We start from the raw sequence: 20,750 nt of genomic DNA, 5'->3' as shown, positions 1-20,750 counted from the left end.
GCGCGGCCCTAAGCAGGGAACGGCTCAAGCGGAGCCCGGCGACGGCGCGCGGTCGCCGTCGTCGTCCTTGTCGCCAGGGGACCCGGCACCCAGCCGCCCCGCCGCGTCCTGCTGGATCCTCGCGGCTTTGGACGAATAGTCCGCGATGACACGCAGTTCTTCGTCGCTGTACCCCTCCAGGAGGCCGGCCAGTCTGCCCATGAAGTCGACAAAGTGGGGCATTGCGGCTTTGGCCTGGTCTCCGACGAGCTCGATCAGGACTTTCCGTTTGTCGCCTTCGTGCCGGACCCGGCGCGCTACACCTTTGCTCTCAAGGCGTTGCATCAATCCCGTGACCGAGGCCGGAGCCAGCCCGGATTGTTCGCAGAATTCCCCGGCCGTCATCGGTCCGAAGCGCAGCAGGATGTCGATCGCTTTCCCCTCCGTGGCGGACAGTCCGCGCAGCTCCGACAGCTTTGTGTGGAACATGACGGCCGCCGTCGAAAGCTCCCGACCTGAGGCGAGGACCGCCTCAAGCAATTCCTGGCGCTGCGTGCCGACGTTCGGTTGATTCTCCACGCTCCGAGGCTAGCAAACTATTTCGTCGCACCGAAAGGATTGACGGCACCCGGCGCCGTGCCTATATTTCTTTTAACCGAACGAAATAAATTCGAGGGAGCCCGCCGTGCTGAACTGTCTTGTCATCGGATCCGGAATCGCCGGACTCGCCACCGCCATCTCATTGCAGAAAGCCGGTCACCAAGCCACCGTGTTCGAGGCCTACGGTGCGCCCTCGGACGGCGTCGGTGGCTTCCTGACCGTGGCCGTGAATGGCTTCGCTGCCCTGGAAACCCTCGGGCTTAAGGATGCAGCCGCCGGGCTGGGCTTCAGCACCCCGAGGATGTCCATGTACCTGGGCAGTACGGGGAAACACCTCATCGACTTTGACTACGGCGGATCCCTCCCTGACCGCACCACAGCGCGCACCATGACGCGTTCCGAGCTGTATGGCATGTTCCGCAAGGCAGCCGCCCAGCGCGGGATCGGCGTCGAGTACGGCAAGCGGCTCGCTTCGGTCAAGGAAACATCCGACGGCGTCACGGCCGTTTTCGCGGACGGCACCACCGTGCGTGGAGATTTGGTGGTCGGCGCCGACGGCCTCCACTCGGCCGTGCGGCCGCTGATCGATCCCACGTCCCCGGCTCCCCGCAACATCCCCCTGCTCAACACCGGCGGGATCGTCGAAGCCGGACTGCTCCCGGCAGGGCTCCTCGACGTCGAGCCGGGGCGCATGAAGATGGTCTTCGGCAAGCGCTGCTTCTATTGCTACATGCAGGATCCGGACGGCAGGATCTGGTGGTTTGCCAACCCGCTCCAGCGTTCATCGGAGGATCCGGCCGCCCTGGACCATGCCGCCCGCAAGGCCTGGCTGACCCACCTCGTGGCCGGGGACCGTACTCCGATGGCCGAAATCATCGCCGCTACTGAAGGGATTATCCGGCCCTACACCACCTCCGACTTTCCGAGCATTCCCAGCTGGCATCGAGGCGCCCTGGTCCTGGTGGGAGATGCTGCCCACGCTGCATCGCCGTCGTCCGGCCAAGGTGCTTCCATGGCCATCGAAGACGCCGTCGCGCTCGGGCGATCGCTTCGGGACATCTCCACTGAAGACATCCCTACCGCATTGTCCCGGTATGAAAACGAACGCCGGAGCCGGGCGGAACTGGTGGTCGAATGGGGTCGCAGGAACGCCGCCCCGAAAGTCCGCGGCCAATTCAAGCGGGTCTTCGAAGACTTTGTATTGAGGGCCGTCTTCCGCTCACTCGCCAGGAAGGCCGACGACAATTTCGACTGGGTCTATCGCCACCACATCGATTGGGATGCGCCGGTAGTCCCTAGCGGGTCCGCTGCGGGCGGGGACCGGTGACTTGCCGCTGTCGGCGATGCTGCATCGGGTGGGGGAAAGCCTTGGGTCCGGCACTGCTTGGGTGTAAGGATCGCTTATGCCTGATCGTTTGATGCTCCTTGATACCGCGTCGCTGTACTTTCGCGCCTTCTTTGGCGTGCCCGATTCGATCCGCAGCCACGACGGCACGCCGGTGAATGCTGTCCGCGGCTTGGCGGAAATGATCGCGCGGCTCGTCACGGAGTACGGCGCGACGCATCTGGTGGCGTGTTGGGACGAGGATTGGCGTCCTGGGTGGCGGGTGGATCTCATCCCCTCGTACAAGTCGCACAGGATCGCCGAGGACGTGGCGGGTGCCCCGGACGTAGAGGTGGTGCCGGAGGCGCTTGTGCGGCAGGTTCCCATGATCCGCCGGGTGCTCGGCCTGGCGGGCATCGCAGTTGTCGGGGCTGCCGGGCATGAGGCCGACGACGTCATCGGCACCTACGCCAGTCAGGCCGACCTTCCGGTCGACGTCGTGACGGGGGACCGCGATCTGTTCCAGGTGGTCGATGATTCGCGCGGTGTCCGCGTCATTTACACGGCGAAGGGCATGCGGAACCTTGAGGTGGTGACCGATGCCGTGGTCGTTGGCAAGTATCGTGTGCTGCCGGAACAGTACGCCGACTTCGCGGCGCTGCGGGGAGACGCCTCCGACGGGCTACCGGGCGTCGCCGGAATCGGCGAAAAGACAGCGGCGTCACTGCTTTTGGCGTACGGCACGCTGGACGGGTTGCTCGCGGCCGCGGCGGACCCCGGCAGCGGGCTGTCCGCGCCGGTGCGTGCGAAACTCGCTGCCTCCGCCGACTACCTGACTGTTGCGCCCGCCGTCGTGAATGTTGTGCGCGACCTCGCGCTGCCCACGCTCGACGACGCCGGAGCGCGGCTGCACCCCGTCACCGGAAATGCACGCACTGAACTCGAGAGCCTCGCGAGCGACTGGAACCTCGGCGGACCGGTGCGGCGATTGCTCGATGCCCTCGACCTCCGCCCGTGAGGGCAGCGTGGAAGCTTCATGCCGTTGCAGGCGCTCCCTCGAGAATTCCCTCTTCCGTTGTACTGCCGGAACCGCGCGGGACGGTCCGCGTCAACGGCTGGACTGCCGCCACCAACTGTTTGCTGTGTTCATGCCGCGGCTCGGCAAAGAAATCCGCCACTGCGGCGAGCTCAACGACCTGACCCCGGTAGAAGACAGCCACGCGGTGGCTCATGTAGCGGATCACGTTCATGTCGTGGGAGATCATGATCAGCGACAATCCCCGGCTCCGGTGCAGCCTGAGCAGCAGGTCGAGGATCTTGCGCTGGGTGATGGCATCCAGCGCCGACGTTGCTTCGTCGCAGATAAGGACAGCCGGTTCAAGCAAGAGGGCACGCGCGATGGTCAGCCTCTGCAGCTGGCCTCCGGAGCATTGCCCAGGGCGGCGGTCCAAAATGGAGGGGTCGAGCTCAACCTCTCTCACCGCCCGGTCCACGCGGTCGGTGCGTTCCTCATCAGTCATGGCTGACCGCGGAAGCGGTGCTTCAAGGCTCCTGCGCAATATCATGCGGGGGTCGAACACGTCGTAGGGCTCTTGGAACACCAGTTGCACATTGGCGCCTTGAGCCGTGGTGATCTTTCCCGAGTCCGGCGTGCCGAGTCCCACCAGGAGCCGTGCCAATGTACTTTTACCCGAACCTGATTGCCCCAGCACGCCCAGGATTTCGCCCTGCCGCAGTGACAGGCTGACATCCTTGAGGGCCTCCGTTGTTTTGCGGAATCCGGACGGGAACGCTTTGGTGACGCCTGCGAGGTCCAGGATCGTCGCGCCGGCAGCTTCTTCCCCTGGCGACGGGCGGGGAGCCGGCCCGGCGGCCCGGGGATCCATGGTGTCGGCCCGGGGATCCAAGGCCGAAGCCTGCAGGAGTTCCCAGGTGCTGCAGTGGGTCTGGGGGGAGACCAGGACGGTCCGGGTATCTCCCTCTTCCAGGATCCGGCCGTCCTTCATGAGGATCACGCGGTCGGCAAACGCGGACACCGTGGCCAGGTCATGGGTGATGCAGAGGACACCCAGGCCGTGGTTTCTCCGCTGCTGGTCCAGCAGCTCCAGAACCTGGCGTTCAAGTACCTTGTCCAGCGCCGAGGTGGGTTCGTCGGCCAGGAGCAGTTCGGGCTTTCCGGCCATCGCGACGGCCATCATCGCGCGCTGTGCCATTCCTCCGGACAACTGATGGGGGTAGGCCCGGGCCACGTTCCTGGGCTGGTCGAATCCCGCATCCGCGAGGAGCCGGAGGACCTCGGCGCCGGCGTCCCGTCCCCGCAGACCGCGATGCAGCTTGAGGGGCTCACGGATGTGGCGCTCCACGGTCATCCGCGGGTTGAACATGCGTTTGGGCTGCTGGTGCAGCATGCCGATGCGTCCGCCGCGTACGCGGTTCAGGTCCGCCTCGCTGAGACCGCGCAGCTCGGTGCCGCCCAACCGGATGGACCCGGACTGGATGGCAACGTTCGCGGGAAGCAGCCCGGCGATGGACAGGGAAGTTATGGTCTTGCCGCTGCCGGAGGCGCCCACCAGGGCGACGAATTCGCCCGGTTCCACCCGCAGATTAACGTCGTGAAGGATGCCGGGGGATCCGGCGGCATCCCGCAGTCCTGCATTCAAGCCCTCGATTACCAGTCCGTTACGCATTGACGGGCACCGCCGCGGGCGTCAGGACCTGGGCCGGGGTCATCTTGGAGGTCCGTGAAAGGTGCTGGCCCAGGAGTGTCACGCAAAGCGCAACAGCAAAGATCACCAGGCCGGGCGCCAGGATGGTCAGCGGAGCCCGCGCCGCGTAGGGCTGGGCAGCTGCGAGCATGGAGCCCCAGTCGGACTGCGGTGGCTGGACCCCCAGGCCCAGGTAGGACAAAGCGCCCACGTTGATGAGGAAATGGCCAAAACGCAGCGTGGCCTGCCCAAGGAGCGGGCCCGCCAGGTGTGGAATTATGTGCTTCATCACGATGAACGACGGCGGACAGCGCAGCACGTGCGCCGCTTCAACGAATCCGCGGGCTGAGACGTCCATGGCCAGTGAACGTGCCAGCCGGGCAAACGGGGTCCAGCCGGTCACCGTCAGGGCCAGGAGCAGCGAGTGGTAGCCGGTCCCCAGCACTGCCACCAGAAACAGGGCCACCACCATTTCCGGCATGGCGAGCAGCACATCGTTGGTGCGCGTGAGGAACTCGTCCAGCCAGCCCCGCCGCCTGGCGCTGAGCACGCCGATGGCTGTCCCCGCGAGGGCGGTGAGCACCGTGGCAAGGGCCGCAAGCGTCAGGGAGAACTGGCCGCCGTCGAGCAGTCTGCTGAGGGTGTCCCTGCCCAGATGGTCCGTTCCCAAAAGGTGGGCACCGCCGGGCGGGGCGAGCCTGATGGCGAGGTTCTGCTCAGCCGGCGGGTACGGTGCCAGCCAGGGGGACAGGACCACGCCAAGGACGATCACGGCAAGGATGGAGCAAGCCACCCAAAGGTGAAGGGGGAGTCTACGCAACAGTGGACCTCATTCGGGGGTTGAGGAACGTGTGCACGAGGTCGGCGGTGGTGGTGAGCAGCACGGCCAGCGCCACCACAACCACCACCGCTCCCTGTGCCACGGGAATATCGCTGTTAACCACGCCGTCGAACAACAATCGACCCATGCCGGGAATGGAGAACATGACTTCGACGATCACCGAGCCGCCCAGCAGGCCGGCGAACCAGATCGCAACGGACGTGGTGAGGGGAAGCAGGCCGTTGGGAATGACGTGCCGCGCCACGGTCGCGGCCCGGGACATCCCGCGGCTGCGGGCTGCTGCCACGTGGTCGGAAGCCAGAGACTGGAGTATCCCTTCCCGGACGGCGGAAGTGAAGAAGCTGGTGGGGCGCAGCGCCAGGACTGCCACCGGGAGGACGGCGGAGGAGGGGCCGCTCCAGCCGGCCGAAGGAAGCACTGCCAACTGCAGGGAGAAGACCAGTACCAGCATCGGGGCCAGCCAGTATTCCGGGATGGCAATGAACGCCTGGGTGACGGCGCTGATGGTCCGGTCCAGCACGCGGCCTTCGTTCAATGCGGCAGCAACCCCCAGCAGCAGCGACACCGCGGCGGCCACAGCCAGGGTCAGGATGACGATGGAGACGGTGATGCCAAGCGCAGGCATCACTTGGTCGATGACCGGGGTGCGGCTGGTGTAGGACAAGCCCATGTCACCGCCGGCCAAGTGCCCCAGCCACCGCAGGTACTGCGCCCACAGGGGGTCGTGGAGGCCAAGCTCGGCGGACAGGGCCTGGACGGCGGAGTCGTCGATGATGTCCCCGGCCACCCGTGAACGGATGATCTTGCGGACGGGATCACCGGGGGTGACGTACGGGATGAGGAACACTGCGAAAGACGCAAGAAGGACAGCGGCCACCAGGGCCGCTGTCCGTCGAGCGAGGAACCGGATCACCGCTGTGGCCCATCCGGGGTCTTCAGGTCAAACATCGCGGATCAGGAAGCGGGCTTGGCGGTCTGGGCCCTGAGCACGTAGCGTGCCAGCGGATCCTGGGTGTGTCCCTGGACGCTGGAACGGACGGCGTCGATGGCCTGCTCGTTGACCAGCCACACATTGACTGCCTGGTCTTTCAGGATCTTGCCGGCCTGGGCGTAGAGGCTGTAGCGCTCCTTGGCATCGGCCGTCTTGGAAGCCTTCGAGATGATCGCGTCGTATTCCTTGTTGCAGAAGTGGCTGAGGTTGTAGGTGCCATCGCACGTGTAGTCGGCGGTCAGGAACCCGATGGGATCGGCGATGTCGATCAGGCGGTTGCGCTGGCTGAGGACCATATCGTAGTTGCCGGCCAGCAGGTCGGGCTCGACGGCGGCGTACTCCTTGGTCAGGATGCTCACCGGAACGCCCACTGCCTTGAGGTTGTCCTGGATGACTGTTGCCACGTCGGCGAACTCGGCCCGCTCGACGATTGCGATGATCTCCAGTGGACGGTCTGCGGTGTAGCCGGCGTCGGCCAGCAGCTTCTTTGCCTTATCCACGTCCCTTGTGGGGGCGCCCGGGTTCCCGCCGGCCCAAGGTTCGGACGGTGCAAACGGCCCGTTGGCCGGGATGGCGGCGCCTTCGTAGACGCTGGCGGCGAGGGCTTCAAGATCCAGGGCCGACGTGACGGCCTTGCGGAACGCAACCCTGTCGAAGGGCGCTTTGCCGTTGTTCATGTAGAGCGTGGCCGTGCGGGGGGAGTCCGCCTTGAGGACCTTGACGTTGCTGTCGGATTCCAGGGCCGCAAGGCCGGAAACCGGGATGGAAAGGGAGACGTCGGCTTCGCCGGTCTGGACCTGGGTGGCGCGGGTGGCGCCGTCGGTCACGAAGCGTACCTCGGCGCCGGCCAGTTGCACCTCGCCGCCCCAGTAGTTTTCGTTGCGGTCGAGCGTCAGGGACTGCTTGGCTTTTTCGGATACCGGAGTGAAGGGGCCCGTGCAGTGGCGGAACGGATCAACGGTAGTGCCTTGAAAGGCCGCGGGGGACAGCACACCGGTGTTCACACTGGCCAGGCGGTAAGGAACCAGGGGGCTCTCGGTGGGGGTCGTGACACGGACAGTGTGTTCGTTGAGAGCCTTGACGCTGCTGACCACCTTGGGGTTGAAAGCCCTGGCTGGCACGGCCGCTTTCAGGACCCGCTGCAAGGAGCCGACGACGGCTTCCGCAGTCAGCGGGCTGCCATCCTGGAACTTTACGCCCCCGCGGATCGTGAAGTCCCACTCCAGCGGTGACGTCTGCTTCCACTCCGTGGCGAGCGACGGGACGATCTTGCCGGCGGCCTCGTCATAGCGGGTCAGTGTTTCCAGGCAGCCCGAGAGGGAAAGGATGTAGGCGGCGTCGCTTTCAAGAGCCCAGTTCGCCACGGGTGCCCTGAAGTTGTCCACCACAATGCGCTGCTGCTTGTCCGGAGCTTGGGAGGATGAGGCGGACCCGGTGCCGGATCCGGTGAAGCCGCAACCGGTCAACGTGAGGAGAGCCGCCAGTCCCAATGAGACGGAGGCAGGCAGGGAGATGCGCATGAAACCACCTGGGTGAAGGGGGCCTGCGTGGGGAGCAGGCTGATTGAACACGGGCCATCGGCCCGCCCATTAGTTTAGGCTCACCTAAGTTCGGCGGCCAAAACGGGCGAATCGGCCCGGCTTCACGGAGTGCCTTTTTCGACGGGGCGGTGTCTATTCCGGCACCACCGCACAATGGATGCGCTGCCGGTGTGCGTCCGGCCAGCTCCGGGCCGGCGCTCCGCGTGCAGGTGCTGGAAGCGAGGACACGATGTCTCACGTCATTCCGCCGGGAGTCAGCCGGCGCCTCTACAACGAAGATCTCGCGCCGGCCGAACACCGCTCGTGGGGTTTCTATTCTTTGTTTGCGATGTGGATGTCGGATATTCACTCGCTTGGCGGTTACACGTTCGCGGCAGGACTGTTCGCGTTGGGCCTGGGTGCCTGGCAGGTGTTCCTGGCCTTGGTCGTGGGGATTGTTATCGTCTTCGTCCTCATGAATTTTTCGGGCTACGCCGGCCAGAAGACCGGGGTTCCGTACCCGGTGCTCGCACGGATCTCGTTTGGCACGTTCGGCGCGAACCTGCCCGCCCTGATTCGAGCCCTGGTCGCCATCGCTTGGTACGGCATCCAGACATGGCTGGCCTCCCGCGCCGTCATCATCATTGCCTTGGAGCTCTGGCCAGGACTCCAAGGACTGACCCGGAACGATTTCCTGGGCGAATCCCTTCTTGGCTGGCTGGCATTCCTGTTGATGTGGTCGCTGCAGCTTCTCCTGCTTCGCAACGGCATGGAGACGATCCGCAGGTTCCAGGACTGGGCCGGACCTGCCGTCTGGGCAGTGATGGGCGTGCTGGTGATCTACATCCTGATCAGTGCCGGCTGGGACATTTCACTCGACTTGCCGGGAGGCAACGCGGCCTGGGGTGTCACCCACGCCTTCTTCGCCGCCACGGCGCTGACAGTGACGTATTTCTCCACGCTGTTGCTCAACTTCTGCGACTTTTCCCGGTTCGCGCCCAGCCGCAAAGCCGTGTGGACGGCCAATCTGTGGGGGCTCCCGGTCAACTTCATCGCGTTTTCCGTGGTTTCCGTCGTCGTCACGGCCGGGACCTTCAAGGTGTATGGCGAGTACATCTATGATCCCGTTGAAATTGTCGGGCGCATCGACAGCATCTGGGCCCTGCTGCTCGGTGCCGTCACTTTCGCGGTGGCAACACTGGGGATCAATGTGGTGGCGAACTTCGTTTCGCCGGCCTACGACCTCGCCAACGCCTGGCCCGCGCGGATCGATTTCAAGCGCGGCGGCCTGATCTCGGCTTTGATCGCCCTTGTCATCACACCGTGGAACCTGTTCAACAGCCCGGTGGTCATCAACCTGTTCCTCGGGGGCCTCGGCGCGCTGCTCGGGCCGTTGTTCGGGATCATCATGGTTGACTACTATGTCCTCCGCCGGCAGCACGTGCTGGTGGCCGACCTGTTCAGGGAGCAGGGATACTACACCTATAGCCACGGCTGGAACCGGAAGGCGGTTGCCTCATTTGTCGTCTCGGCCGTCCCGGCCGTGGTGTTGGCGCTTGTTCCTGTGTTTGGGGCCTTCTCGGCGTTCTCCTGGTTCATCGGAGCGATGGTGGCTGCCGCGGTCCACTACTTCATCTCGCGGAACGACACGAGCCTGGCCGAATCAATAGCGGCAGCCGCGGCCCAGGAATCAGAACCGGGCGCCAATTGGACGCAGGTTCCCTGACGAACGGTCCGGATTCAGTCCTGGCAGTCAGGCCAGATTTCGGCTCCGTCGTCCTGGATGCGGTTACCGGCGGTCCATGCTTTTGCCGGGGTCGACGGGGTCCACCAGAGTCCGGCCGGGCAACTGATCTGGCTGGGCACATGAACGTCTGCGCCTTCGGAGGAGGGCCGGCCCAAGCGTCCGGAAGCTGATATCCGCTTCATTTCAGCCCGCCCCGCCGGCCGGTGGCGACCCGTGCCTCTTCCAAGGGTGCTCCCTGATTCATGGCTCCTCCAGGTTCCGGAGATTTGCTGATTCCCTGCCGTGCCAGCGGCCCCGGGTTCCATGGGCTGCTGGTGCTTAATCATGCCGTCCGTGGATCAAGGGCAGCCGTAGTTTTGCCCAGCCTTGGCGCAGTTTTCCGGCAGGAATGGAGGACCGGCCCTCGCCTGGCAGGGAAGAACGACGACGGCGCTGCCCACCGCGGCGGGAGGGTCGCCGCCGTCGGCTGGCAACTCGCAGGAAAAGCCAGCAAACTAGGAAAGGGGTAATCAGGGAGCGGACGACGCTCGTTCCCGCCGGATGGAAAGGCCCCGTCATTCCAAAACCAAATCGGCGATTCAATCCGTTGGTCCGCAAGTACCTCAAGCCCGGCAACCCTGCCTCTTCAAAGACGGGGAAATTCGGTGACCTCAAGCCTGCAGAGCCAGCCGCTTGGCGGGACGGCGTGCCCCTCATCGGCGACGATCAGGTCTACGTCGTGAAACACGGGACCGTGTACCACCCCGGCTGGTGCCAGGCTGTAGCCGACAAGTGGGCCACCGCTCCCAGGGGACTGCAGGTGGCGATGGCGGCCGACGTCGGGGCGCGAACCCCATGCCGGGAATGCGTCCGGCTGTTGAAGGTGGCCACGTCGCCGCCTGCGCAGATGGGCCAGGCGCCGTCACCGGAACCCAAACCGAGCGACTGGGTGGTCCCGCTCAGGGTGATCGGGCTCGCCCACGGCATCCTGTTTCTGGCAGCGGGGCCGGAGCATCGGGCCCGGCTCAGGGAAACCGCCGTCGAGCCGGCCACGCCCCTGTACGTCGGCGGCCAGCGTGACGGCATGGTGGTACGGCTGGATGCCGGCCGCGCCGAACCCCTCCTGGTGGTCCAAATGGACCCGCGCGCCACATTCCGTGACGGCCCGTACCAGGCGCGCCTTCGTGATCCGCTGCAAAGATCAGCGAGCAAACCCTTCGCTGTGGCCTGCATCGAGCCGGCACCGGAGCCGTAGGAAAAGGGGTCTGCCCCTACCCCTGCCGATCCTCCCCTTGGAACGCCCGCACGGCGGCGCTTACCGTTGGGTAGAAGTGTTCGGGGGAGAAACGGGCGCCCACCCCGTACTGCAGCAATCGGTCCTTGACCGGGCCCTTGAGTTCGGCAAAGACCAGATCCACGCCATGGCGGTCCAGCCACTCGTCCAGCTCCACCAATTCGTCCAGCGCTGTCGTGTCGATCCCGGTCACAGGCTCCGCCGCCAGGATCACGCGTTTCGTGCCGTCCGCCGCCTCGTCAAGTTCGCTGCGCACAAACGACCCCAGCAAAGCCCCATTGCCGAAGAATAGCGGCGCATCGAAGCGCAGGATCAACAGCCCGGGAATGCGCTCGCCTTCCGGGTGGCGGCTGACGTCGTGGTACCCCGGAATGCCCGGCACGTCGACCAGTTCAGCCCGGTAGGGGTCCCAGGCCCGACGCAGGAAGTCCAGGATCGCCAGCCCGACGGCGACGGCGACGCCAGGAAGGACCCCCAGTATCGTCACCCCCAGGAACGCCGCGAGCATCACCAGCGATTCGCTGCGGCTCAGGCCGATGAGCCGGCGGACTCCGGCCGGGTCGGCTATGCCTGCGGCTGCGGCGATCACAATCGCGGCAAGGGTTGCGGCGGGCAGGAACTCGGTGACGGCCGGCGCCACGAGCATGAAACCCAGCACCAGAATGGCGCCAACCGCACCCGTGAGCTGGGATTTCGCCCCGGCTTCGACCGCCACCGGCGTTCTGGACGTGCTGGCCGAGACCGCGAAGCCACCCAGCAGCCCGCTGGCAGCGTTCGCGGCGCCCAGGGCCGCCATCTCATGGTTACCGGAAACGCGGCCGTCCTTGGCGGCCGCCAGGGACTGGGAAAGGGTTCCGGTATCGACGAAGACGATGAGGGCGATTGCCGCGGCCGCGGGAAGCAGGGTCACGACGTCGGCCCATCCGATTCCTCCGAGGGCCGGCGCAGGAAGTCCTTGCGGGAGTGCACCGGTCACCTTCACCTGCTCGTGCAGTCCCAGCACGGCCACCGCGATGCAGGCCACCACCACCGCGATGAGCACGCCCGGTACCTTCCATTTCAGCCAGCGGGGAACCAGGATGAGCGCCAGCGAGACCAGACCGAGCAGCAGCGCAGTCAAATTCGTCTCGCCCGCGAGCACCTTCGGAACGGCTGCGAAGAGTTTTTCCCAGGGGGTTTCGCCTTCCACGGAGATCCCCAGGAGCGTGGGGAGCTGCGACACCGCCACCAGCAGGGCGATGCCGTTGAGATAACCGAGCCTGATGGGCTTGGACAGCAGCCCGGTGGCGATTCCCAACTTCAGTACCGAACCGAGGAGCAGGATGCCGCCAATCAACAGGGCCAGCAGGCCCGCCAGTGCCACGGATCTTTGCTCGTTGTCCGCGGCCAGGGGAACCAGGGCCGCAACAATCATTGGAGCCAGCGCAGAATCCGGTCCCAATACCAGCACGCGCGACGGCCCGACTGCCGCATAGACAAGGAGCGGCACCACCGTTGCGTAGAGGCCGGTCACCGGGGGAAGGCCGGCGGCCTGGGCGTACGCCATCCCCGCAGGGACCAGGATCGCGAAAAGCGTGGCCCCGGCCACAAGATCGTGGCGCAGCCACTCGATCCTGTAGCCGCGCAGGGCAGGCGGGACCACCCAGGATGGCGTCTTTCCGGAGCGGCGCATGTTCCGATGATGTCCGATCCTGCCTTTCGGGCCAAGGGTTTCCCTTGCCGTGATGGGGGGGAGCGTTCAGTGCAGGCGGCAAAGAGAAACCCCCGGCTTCCCGGGCCGTGGTGGCCCGGGAAGCCGGGGGTTGTGGTGTTTGTTAGTCCTGGCCGAGGCCGGCGGCGGAGGTCTTCGCGCCGGTGATCTCGTTCAGGGTGCGGAGGTCGAAGATGCCGGTGATGTCGGCCTGTTTGGTGGTGCCGGCGTCGATGCCGTCCTGCAGGAGTTTCTGGAAGGTCCCGGCCAGCGGGTCGGTGGTGAAGGTGATGTTCTTCAGGGACCGGGCGATCACGTCCGCGGCCAGCGGCTTGCCGGCGCTGTCCTTCAGGGCGGCGTTGATCACCGAGGCCTTCTCCGCCGCCGGGGCCGTGGTCAGCCACTCGACCGAGGCCACGTGGCCCTTGAGCAGGGCCTTGACGGTCCCGGGGTGTTCGTCGGCGAACTTCTTGCTCACGATCAGCACGGTGGTGACGAACTCGCCCTTGTCCCAGAGGTCCTTCTCATCGACCAGGACCTTCCCGCCGGCCTGCAGCACCAGGCGGGAGGCCCAGGGCTCGGGCACCCAGGCGCCGTCGATCTTGCCGTCCTGGAACAGCTTCAGGGTCTGGGCGTTCTCGGTGGGGTTGATGTTCACATCCCCGCTGCCGTCGGTGGAGGTCTTGTAGCCCTGCTTGCCCAGCCAGGCCCGCAGCGCCACGTCCTGGGTGCCGCCCAGCTGCGGGGAGGCCAGGGTCTTGCCCTTGAGCTGCGCCGCGGAGCTGATCCCGGGCTTGACGACCAGCTGCGCGCCGCCCGCGGCGGCGCCGGCGATGATCCGGATGGACTCGCCGCCGCTCTTGACGAAGGAGTTGATGGCCGGATTCGGGCCGATGTAGGTGGCATCGATCGCGCCGGCGTTCAGGGCCTCGATCGCGGCCGGGCCGGCGTTGAAGACCTGGGTGGTGAGCTTCGTGGCGCCCAGTTCCTTGGCGATCAGCCCCTTGCTGACGCCCACCAGGGCCGGGGCGTGCGTGACGTTGCCGAAGTAGCCCAGCCGCAGCTCCGCCGCCGGAGTGGGCGCGGCCGCGGCCGGGGCGGCGTTGTTGTTGCCGGCGACCACGGAAGCGACAGCGGCGCCGCCGCCTATCAGCAGGGCCAGGCCGACCGCGATGCCCACCTTCAGGCCACGGCCGGCCTTGGGCTTGCTGCTCTCACCGGCAACGATGCGGACGGTGCCGGGATTCTGCTCTGGGGTTTGTGACATTGGGGTTCCTTTGAAGATGTTGCGGGCGGGGCTGAAAAAATCAGGTCCCGCAACATCGCCTTGGAAGGGCGTGCAAGGACCAGTCCGTCATGGTCATGGATTCACAGTAGGGACTGGCCTGTTTGCCGTTCAACGGCGTGGAAACCCGGGGTCACGCAACTTCATCCGGCGTCACATACCGGAATGTTGGCGGTCCGACGCAAGGACGCTTCCGCGCCTGCCGAAAATGCCCGCCGAAGTGTTGGTTGCCCGCTCAAATTTGAGCGGGCAACCAACACTTGCGGGGGTGAGACCGGCGGGCACCGGAGCCGGCCCCGCTTAGCGGCGGAACCGTGCCGGGATTCAGTGGTCCTCGGGGTAGTCGGTGGGAGCCAGGTAGGCGATCTCCGGCACGCTTTCCGCGCCGGTGCGGAAACCGTCGACGGCGGCCAGCCGGGCGCCGTCGCCCTCCACCTCAACGGTGAGCCGTCGGACAGTGACGGCGGGAAAGGCGTGGATGCGCTGGGATCCGAACGTCCCGCCGGAGGCAAGAACCGTCCCGCCGGAAGCCAGCAGGCCGCCGTCGTCGGTGTTACTGATCCGATGGCTCCGCACAAGCTGGCCCCCGGACAGATCCTCGGCGAGCAGCAGGTGGTCGATGGTGACGGGCTGCCCGAAGTCCAGTTCCCAACGCCCCTCCCCCAGGTCCCGGACGGACGCAGGCAGCGGCGTTTCGAAGCGGCGGTTGATCTCGGCGCCGAACTCCCGCACGCGCGCCACGTCTTCCTCCGGGATCAGCCCCCTGGTGTCCGGCGGCAGGTTCAGGAGCAGGTTGGCGCCAAGGCCGACCGAGCGGTAGTAAATGGCCAGGAGGTGCTCGAGGGTCTTGGGTTCCTGGTCCTCGTGCCAGAACCAGCCGCGGCGGATCGAGACGTCGCATTCCGGCGGCAGGTAGAGGGCCTCCTCGAGCTTGGTGGTGACCACCGTGTAGTTGGAGAAGTCGGTCTGCTCCACCACGTACTCCACGGGATCGGCGGCCAGTCCGTCCTCGTTGCCCACCCAGCGGATGGTCGGCTGACCCATGTTGAAGACCATGGCGCCAGGCTGCAGTTCCTCGATGAGTGCGGCGATCCAGGCCCAGTCGTATTCGTGGCCTTCGGATCCGGCGCCGTCGAACCACAGTTCGTGCAGTTCACCGTAGTTGCTGCAGAGCTCGCGGAGCTGGCCGAGGTAGAACTCGTCGTAGGCCTTCGAATCGGCGTAGCACTCGGCGTTACGGTCCCAGGGCGAGAGGTAGAGGCCCAGCTTCATGCCGTATTCCCGGCACGCGGCGGCCACCTCGGCCACCACGTCACCCTTTCCGCCCTTCCACGGGGAAGATGCCACCGAGTAGTCCGTCAGAGCGGTGGGCCACAGGCAGAACCCGTCGTGGTGTTTCGCGGTGAGCACCACGTACTTCGCACCGGCCTCCCGCGCGGTGCGGACCCATTGTCCGGCGTCCAGTTGCGTGGGGTTGAAGGACGACGCCGGGAGGGTGCCGTCGCTCCATTCCTTGCCGTGGAAGGTGTTGATGCCGAAGTGGAAGAAGACGCCCATCCGGTCCGCCTGCCAGGCGAGCTGCGCCGGCGTGGGTTCGATGTGGTGCACTGTGGGACGCATTGAACGAGCATAAACATCGGATGTTTATGGGTCAAGAGCGAAAAAGCCGCAGCCTGTCCGCAGTTCCGGACCTTGTGGTTCCGGTTCCGCGGACAGGCTGCGGTTTCAGGCTGCGCCCTTCACGGGCGGACAAACCTCAGATGACGTAGCGCTCGTCTTCGTGGTCGCCCGGGTGGTCCTTCACGAGGCCGGCGGCAAGGGTGTTGCCGTCCAGCGGGTCGATCACCAGGAACGCGCCCGTGCGGCGGTGGCGCAGGTAGTTCTCCACCGGCAGCGGCGCGGCGAGGCGGAGCTGGGCGTGCCCGATGTCGTTGAGCTCCAGGGTGGAGGTTTCCTCGACATTGAAAGTCCCAAGGTCCAGCTTGCCGCTGACGTTGCGCACCAGGGCCTGGACCGTGCGGGTGCCGTGCTTCACGAGCACCTTGGCACCTTCGCGCAGCGGCTTCGGCGACAGCCAGCACAAGGAGGCGTACAGGTCCGCGGTGCTGTCCGCGACGGTGCCGGCGGCGGCGATCGTGTCACCGCGGGCGATGTCGATCTCCTCGGCCAGGCGGATCGCAACGGACTGCGGAGCCGCTGCTTCCTGCAGTTCCTTGCCGGCGAAGTCGATCCCGGTGACGGTGGTGTTCCGGGGTTCGTGGCCCGGGCTCAGCACGGTGACCTGGTCGCCGACCTTGACGGAACCTTCGGTGATCTGCCCGGCGTAGGCGCGGTAGTCTCGGTACGCCTCGGTGTCGAGCCCGCCGGCCACGGCGTCGGGTGCCAGGGCGCCCTGCGGACGGATGACCAGCTGCACCGGGAAGCGGAAGCTTTCCAGGTGGCTTTCCAGTTCATCGGCGGCCGGCAGGGTTTCCAGGACCTCGAGCAGGGCGGGGCCCGTGTACCAGGGGGTACGGTCCGAGCGGTCCACCACGTTGTCGCCGTCGAGCGCGGACACCGGGACCACCAGGACGTCGCTGATGCCGTCGGCACCGATGCCCAGGTCGCGGGCCACCTGCTGGACGTCGGCTTCGATGGCGCGGAACACGTCCTCGCTGAAGTCGACCAGGTCGATCTTGTTCACGGCCACGATCACGTGTGCGACGCGCAGCAGCTGCAGCACGGACAGGTGGCGGCGGGTCTGCTCCAGGACACCCTTGCGGGCGTCGATGAGCACGACGACGGCATCCGCGGTGGACGCGCCGGTCACCGTGTTCTTGGTGTACTGCACATGGCCCGGGCAGTCGGCCAGGATGAAGCTGCGGCGGTCCGTGGCGAAGTAGCGGTACGCGACGTCGATGGTGATGCCCTGCTCGCGCTCGGCACGCAGGCCGTCGGTCAGCAGGGCGAGGTCGATGCCGCCCTTGTCACCGCCAAAACCGCGGTCCGCGGAGGTGCGGGCGACGGCGTCGAGCTGGTCGGCGAGGATCGCCTTGGAGTCGTGCAGGAGCCGGCCCACCAGGGTGGACTTGCCGTCGTCGACGGATCCGGCGGTGGCGAAGCGGAACAGGGTGGATTCGCGCAGGCCGCTTTCAAGCAGTGCGGTTTCGGTGCTCATTAGAAGTAGCCGTCCTTCTTGCGGTCTTCCATGGCGGCCTCGGAGATGCGGTCATCTGCGCGGGTGGCGCCACGTTCGGTGAGGGTGGAGGCGGCGACTTCTACAACGACGTCGGCCACGGTGTACGCGTCGGACTCGACGGCGCCGGTGCAGGACATGTCCCCCACGGTCCGGTAGCGGACGGTCTTGGTGATGACGTCCTCGTGCGGGAGCGGCTGGGAGACCTCGCCGACTGCGCGCCACATGCCGTCGCGGGCGAAGACCTCGCGCTCGTGGGCGTAGTACAGGCTGGGCAGCTCGATGTTCTCACGCTCGATGTAGCGCCAGATGTCCAGCTCGGTCCAGTTGCTGATGGGGAACGCGCGGACGTGCTGGCCCACGGTGTGGCGGCCGTTGTAGAGGTTCCACAGTTCGGGGCGCTGGTTGCGCGGGTCCCACTGGCCGAACTCGTCGCGCAGGCTCAGGATGCGCTCCTTGGCGCGGGCCTTGTCCTCGTCGCGGCGGCCGCCGCCGAAGACGGCGTCGAACTTATTGCGCTGAATGGCGTCCAGCAGCGGCACGGTCTGCAGCGGGTTGCGGGTGCCGTCGGCGCGTTCGGCCAGTTCGCCGCGGTCGATGAACTCCTGCACCGAGCCCACCACGAGCTTCAGGCCGAGGCGCTCCACGGTGCGGTCGCGGAAGTCGATGACCTCCGGGAAGTTGTGGCCGGTGTCCACGTGCAGCACCGGGAACGGCACCTTACCGGGCCAGAAGGCCTTGGTGGCCAGGTGCAGCATGACCACGGAGTCCTTGCCGCCGGAGAACAGCAGCGCGGGGCGCTCGAACTCGGCCACGACCTCGCGGATGATGTGGATGGCCTCGGACTCGAGCGTGTCCAGGCTGCTCAGACGGCCCGAGACGCCGTCTGCCGCCCCCGCCCCTTCGCCGCGCGGCTGATCTCCGATCAGCCCAACGCGCGGCTCCGACAGGCCCGATGCCACTCCCTGGGCGGCAGTCGGCGTCTCGGCGATGTCGTTCTCCAGCACAGACAGCTCCAGTTCCTCGTTGCTTGTTTGGGTGCTCATGTGTGTAGTCCGCATTCTGTCTTGTCGGATCCTGACCAGCGGCCGGCGCGGGGGTCTTCGCCCGGGGCCACCTTGCGGGTGCAGGGCTGGCATCCGATGGACGGGTAGCCCTGGCTGAGGAGGGGGTTGACGGGAAGGATGTTGTCCTCGGAGTACTCGACCAGCTGGTCGAAGGTCCAGTCGACCATGGGGTTCACCTTGACCAGGCCGAAGGACTCGTCCCAGGTGACAACCGGGGTGTTGGTCCGGGTGGGGGCCTCGTCGCGGCGCACCCCGGTGAACCAGACCTCGTAGTTGGCCAGTGAGCGGCGCAGCGGCTGGACCTTGCGCAGGGCGCAGCACTGGGCGGCGTCGCGGGCGAACAGGTCCTTGCCCAGGAGCCGGTCCTGCTGCTCCACGGTGTTCTCCGGCAGCACGTCCACGACGTTCACCCGCAGGTTCGCGGCGACCTCGTCGCGCGTGGCGTAGGTCTCCGGGAAGTGGTAGCCGGTCTCCAGGAAAAGCACCTCGACGCCGGGAATCTGGTCCGCCACGAGGGCCGGCAGGACGGCGTCGGCCATGGAGCAGGCGACGGCGACGGCGGGCAGCTCGAAGTTCCGTGCCACCCAGGCGATGACGTCCTGCGCGGTGGGGTTCCAGCCCAGTTCCTCGGCACCGGCTTTGGCCAGCGCCTTGAGGTCCTCGACGGGTCGCAGAGAGGGCCCACGGCCGCTGGGGTCCCCGGCCGAGCTTGCGAGGTTGGGGAGCGGCTGGGGATCTGTCACTGGAGATCCCCTTCATCGGCAGAGTGTGCCCATTCGGCGAAGGTCTGGCCTTCGGCGCCCACGGCCACGAACTTCCGGACAACGCGCTCGACGTAGTCGGGCAGGTCCTCGGCGGTGACCTTCAGGCCGCGGACGGTGCGGCCGAGGCCGGCTTCGGCGCGGTCGTTGTTGGCCAGTCCGCCGCCCAGGTGCACCTGGAAACCCGGGGTGGGGTCGCCGTCGGGGGTCGGCAGCATCATGCCCTTCAGGCCGATGTCCGCCGTCTGGATGCGGGCGCAGGAGTTGGGGCAGCCGTTGATGTGCAGGGACAGGGCCTGCGGAAGCTGCTTGCTCTCCACGAGGTCCGCCAGGCGGGTCTCCAGTTCGGCGATCGCGGTGGCGGCCGTGGCCTTGGTTTCCACGATGGCCAGCTTGCAGAACTCGATGCCGGTGCAGGCGATGGTGCCGCGGCGGAACAGGGACGGGCGGGCGGACAGGCCCAGGGTGTCCAGTTCGGCCACGAGCGGTTCCACCTGGTCCTTCTCCACGTCCAGCACCACGAGCTTCTGGTGCGGGGTGGTGCGGAGGCGGCGGGAGCCGTGGGCTTCCAGGGTGTCGGCGAGCTTCACCAAGATGGAACCGGAAACGCGGCCGACCGTGGGGGTGACGCCGATGAAGAACTTGCCGTCCTTCTGTTCGTGGATGCCCACGTGGTCGCCGGGTGTGGAAGGCTTGGGCGCGGCGGGGCCGTCCGGAAGCTTGAAGCCGAGGTATTCGTCCTCGAGGACCTCGCGGAACTTGGCCGGGCCCCAGTCGTTCATGAGGAACTTCAGGCGGGCCTTGGTGCGCATGCGGCGGTAGCCGTAGTCGCGGAAGATGCTGGTGACGCCCAGCCAGACCTCGGCGGCAACGTCCGCGGAGACGAACACGCCGAGGCGCTCAGCGAGGCGCGGGTTGGTGGACAGGCCGCCGCCCACCCAGAGGTCGTAGCCGGCACCGAGCTCGGGGTGCACCACGCCCACCAGGGCGAAGTCGTTGATCTCGTGGACCACGTCCTGGGACGGGTGGCCGGTGATGGCGGTCTTGTACTTGCGCGGCAGGTTGGCCAGTTCCGGGTCGCCGATGAAGCGCTCGGAGAGCTCGTGGATCAGCGGCGTGGGGTCGATGATCTCGTCCTTGGCGATGCCGGCCACCGGGGAGCCGAGGATGACGCGGGGCACGTCGCCGCAGGCTTCGGTGGTGGACAGGCCCACGGCTTCGAGGCGGCGCCAGATTTCCGGGACGTCCTCGACCCGGATCCAGTGCAGCTGGACGTTCTGGCGGTCGGTGAGGTCCGCGGAGTCGCGGGCGAAGTCGACAGAGATTTCACCGATGACCCGCAGCTGCTCGGTGGTGAGGGCACCGCCGTCGATGCGGACGCGCAGCATGAAGTACTTGTCTTCGAGCTCGTGCGGTTCGAGGGTGGCGGTCTTGCCGCCGTCGATCCCGGGCTTGCGCTGGGTGTAGAGGCCCCACCAGCGGAAGCGGCCGTGCAGATCGGTGCCGTCGATCGAGTCGAAGCCGTTCTTGGAGTACACGGACTCGATACGCTCGCGGACGTTCAGTCCGTTGTCTTCCTGCTTCCAGGTCTCATTGGCGTTGAGCGGCGTGGTGCCGTCAACCTTCCACTGGCCATGGGGTTTTGCGGCAGGGCGGGACGGGCGGGCCGGGCGCTTCGAAGCAGCCTGGTCCGCGGACGCTCCGGCTAGAGCTGTATCAGTCATGCATCGACTGTAGGTGGGCCCGTATTTGACCAACAATGACGCGGGAAACGAAGAGTCACCTAGGGAAA

The 20,750-nt window shown here is 66.5% G+C and carries 16 protein-coding genes; 4 read left to right on the top strand and 12 right to left on the bottom strand.

What is annotated here, in order from left to right:
- Positions 1-24: 24 nt before the first annotated feature.
- A complete protein-coding gene (locus BLP88_RS04230; protein WP_074587142.1) occupies positions 25-558 on the bottom strand; it encodes a MarR family transcriptional regulator in 534 nt (177 codons plus the stop codon).
- Between the two features lie 106 nt (positions 559-664).
- On the opposite strand from BLP88_RS04230, the gene BLP88_RS04225 reads away from it, so the two are divergent.
- On the top strand, positions 665-1,906 hold the full coding sequence (locus BLP88_RS04225) for an FAD-dependent oxidoreductase (RefSeq protein WP_074587141.1): 1,242 nt from the start codon (positions 665-667) through the stop codon (positions 1,904-1,906).
- Positions 1,907-1,982: 76 nt separating this feature from the next.
- Positions 1,983-2,921 carry a 5'-3' exonuclease gene (locus BLP88_RS04220; RefSeq protein ID WP_074587139.1) on the top strand — a complete coding sequence of 313 codons (939 nt, stop codon included), beginning with the start codon at positions 1,983-1,985 and terminating at the stop codon, positions 2,919-2,921.
- A 16-nt stretch (positions 2,922-2,937) separates the two neighbouring features.
- Here the strand turns inward: BLP88_RS04220 and BLP88_RS04215 are convergent, their stop codons facing one another.
- Genes BLP88_RS04215 through BLP88_RS04200 form a run of 4 tightly spaced genes read right to left on the bottom strand, consistent with a single transcriptional unit; the run spans position 2,938 to position 7,960 of the window.
- Positions 2,938-4,590 carry an ATP-binding cassette domain-containing protein gene (locus BLP88_RS04215; protein ID WP_084110777.1) on the bottom strand — a complete coding sequence of 551 codons (1,653 nt, stop codon included), beginning with the start codon at positions 4,588-4,590 and terminating at the stop codon, positions 2,938-2,940.
- Entirely contained in the window at positions 4,583-5,401 is an 819-nt protein-coding gene (locus BLP88_RS04210) for an ABC transporter permease (protein ID WP_245679758.1), read from the bottom strand. The genes BLP88_RS04215 and BLP88_RS04210 overlap by 8 nt, the downstream gene beginning before the upstream one ends.
- Positions 5,402-5,420: 19 nt before the next feature.
- A complete protein-coding gene (locus BLP88_RS04205) occupies positions 5,421-6,362 on the bottom strand; it encodes an ABC transporter permease (RefSeq protein ID WP_074587136.1) in 942 nt (313 codons plus the stop codon).
- Positions 6,363-6,403: 41 nt separating this feature from the next.
- Positions 6,404-7,960: an ABC transporter substrate-binding protein gene (locus tag BLP88_RS04200; RefSeq protein ID WP_074587135.1), complete on the bottom strand. Its 1,557-nt coding sequence runs from the start codon at positions 7,958-7,960 to the stop codon at positions 6,404-6,406.
- A 250-nt stretch (positions 7,961-8,210) separates the two neighbouring features.
- On the opposite strand from BLP88_RS04200, the gene BLP88_RS04195 reads away from it, so the two are divergent.
- Together BLP88_RS04195 and BLP88_RS04190 are read left to right on the top strand one after the other, a co-directional pair.
- Entirely contained in the window at positions 8,211-9,686 is a 1,476-nt protein-coding gene (locus BLP88_RS04195; RefSeq protein WP_084110775.1) for an NCS1 family nucleobase:cation symporter-1, read from the top strand.
- A 706-nt stretch (positions 9,687-10,392) separates the two neighbouring features.
- Positions 10,393-10,941 carry a hypothetical protein gene (locus BLP88_RS04190; protein WP_074587131.1) on the top strand — a complete coding sequence of 183 codons (549 nt, stop codon included), beginning with the start codon at positions 10,393-10,395 and terminating at the stop codon, positions 10,939-10,941.
- A 16-nt stretch (positions 10,942-10,957) separates the two neighbouring features.
- On the opposite strand, the gene BLP88_RS04185 is transcribed toward BLP88_RS04190, so the two are convergent.
- The 7 genes from BLP88_RS04185 to BLP88_RS04155 all read right to left on the bottom strand — a co-directional run bounded on the left by BLP88_RS04185 (position 10,958) and on the right by BLP88_RS04155 (position 20,682).
- Positions 10,958-12,652, bottom strand: coding sequence for a SulP family inorganic anion transporter (locus BLP88_RS04185; protein WP_074587129.1), 1,695 nt, complete (start codon positions 12,650-12,652; stop codon positions 10,958-10,960).
- Between the two features lie 142 nt (positions 12,653-12,794).
- Positions 12,795-13,937 (bottom strand): ABC transporter substrate-binding protein, encoded by a 1,143-nt coding sequence (locus BLP88_RS04180; RefSeq protein ID WP_074587128.1) that lies wholly within the window; start codon positions 13,935-13,937, stop codon positions 12,795-12,797.
- 342 nt (positions 13,938-14,279) lie between these two features.
- Positions 14,280-15,575 carry an alpha-L-fucosidase gene (locus BLP88_RS04175; protein ID WP_074587126.1) on the bottom strand — a complete coding sequence of 432 codons (1,296 nt, stop codon included), beginning with the start codon at positions 15,573-15,575 and terminating at the stop codon, positions 14,280-14,282.
- Positions 15,576-15,711: 136 nt separating this feature from the next.
- Positions 15,712-17,112: a sulfate adenylyltransferase subunit 1 gene (locus tag BLP88_RS04170; protein WP_074587125.1), complete on the bottom strand. Its 1,401-nt coding sequence runs from the start codon at positions 17,110-17,112 to the stop codon at positions 15,712-15,714.
- Entirely contained in the window at positions 17,112-18,176 is a 1,065-nt protein-coding gene (gene cysD / locus BLP88_RS04165; RefSeq protein WP_245679756.1) for a sulfate adenylyltransferase subunit CysD, read from the bottom strand. Before cysD ends, BLP88_RS04170 begins: the two co-directional genes overlap by 1 nt.
- Positions 18,173-18,940: a phosphoadenylyl-sulfate reductase gene (locus BLP88_RS04160; protein ID WP_084110773.1), complete on the bottom strand. Its 768-nt coding sequence runs from the start codon at positions 18,938-18,940 to the stop codon at positions 18,173-18,175. Before BLP88_RS04160 ends, cysD begins: the two co-directional genes overlap by 4 nt.
- Positions 18,937-20,682: a nitrite/sulfite reductase gene (locus BLP88_RS04155; RefSeq protein ID WP_074587123.1), complete on the bottom strand. Its 1,746-nt coding sequence runs from the start codon at positions 20,680-20,682 to the stop codon at positions 18,937-18,939. Before BLP88_RS04155 ends, BLP88_RS04160 begins: the two co-directional genes overlap by 4 nt.
- Between the last annotated feature and the right edge of the window lie 68 nt (positions 20,683-20,750).

Origin of the sequence: Arthrobacter cupressi, from assembly GCF_900099975.1 — a bacterium.
GTDB lineage: Bacteria > Actinomycetota > Actinomycetes > Actinomycetales > Micrococcaceae > Arthrobacter > Arthrobacter cupressi.
The sequence above is the reverse complement of the archived record's forward strand: the minus strand, read 5'-3'. Positions and strand labels throughout refer to the sequence as shown.